Source organism: Teichococcus wenyumeiae (genome assembly GCF_003696345.1).
GTDB lineage: Bacteria > Pseudomonadota > Alphaproteobacteria > Acetobacterales > Acetobacteraceae > Pseudoroseomonas > Pseudoroseomonas wenyumeiae.
In genome coordinates, this window is sequence record NZ_RFLX01000172.1 from 1 (window position 1) to 888 (window position 888).

General features: G+C 68.2%; 1 protein-coding gene. It reads left to right on the top strand.

Going from position 1 to position 888, the window contains the following annotated elements:
* The first annotated feature begins 102 nt into the window (after positions 1-102).
* Complete coding sequence (locus tag EBE87_RS28450) at positions 103-885, top strand: IS5 family transposase (protein ID WP_120641314.1); 783 nt, start codon at positions 103-105, stop codon at positions 883-885.
* The last annotated feature ends 3 nt before the right edge of the window (positions 886-888 follow it).

An 888-nucleotide genomic window follows, 5' to 3' on the forward strand; every position in this document is an offset into this window, starting at 1 on the left:
CTAGGGTCTGTGACTGGACTGTCTGACTAACCGGTCTGGCTCCGATCCGGTCTCTGGCCGCGCCACCTTGGAAGTTCTCGAGGCTTTCAAGGAAACGCGGCCATGACCAGAACGAAGCTAGACGACGCCCAATGGGCGTCGCTGATGCTGGTGATGCAGCAGATTCCCCGTGCCTGGAAGCGTGATGAGGTGGCGCTGCGCCGTTTCATCGCCGCGGCCCTCTGGATTTGCCGGACGGGGGCGCCGTGGCGTGACCTGCCGGAGGCGCTGGGCCAATGGTCGAGCGTCTACCACCGTTGGCGGCGCTGGTGCCTGCGCGGCTGGTGGGAACTGATCTTCGAGGCACTCCGCCCGAGCCTGCCAGCGGACGGGCTGATCCTCCTGGACAGCACCACCTGCAAAGCCCACCGCGCTGCGAGCGGGGCGGCGAGCAGTACAGCCTCGGCCGAAGCGCTCGGCCGCAGCCGTGGCGGACTGTGCTCCAAGCTTCATGCCTGCGCCGATGGCGCAGGCCGCATCCTGCGGCTGATCGCCAGCCCCGGGCACCACGCCGATCTGCGCTATGCGACGGCGCTCGCCATGGGCCTCCCGGCCTGCAACGCGGCACTCGACCGGGGCTACGTCTCGGCCGCGCTCCGCGCCGCCTTTGCTGCCGAGGGCTGCACCGTTCACACCCCGCCCAAGCGCGGCATGGTCGATCCGCCGGACTGGGACCCCACCCTGTACGCCCAGCGCCACCATATCGAGAACCTGTTCTCCAGCCTCAAGGATTGGGTCCGCCTGGCCTTCCGCCGCGACAAGACCCGCCGCAGTTGGACTGGCTTTGCCCATCTCGCCGCCACCATCATCAACCTACGCATCGCTGCGTCCGGTCACAGACCCTAGTCC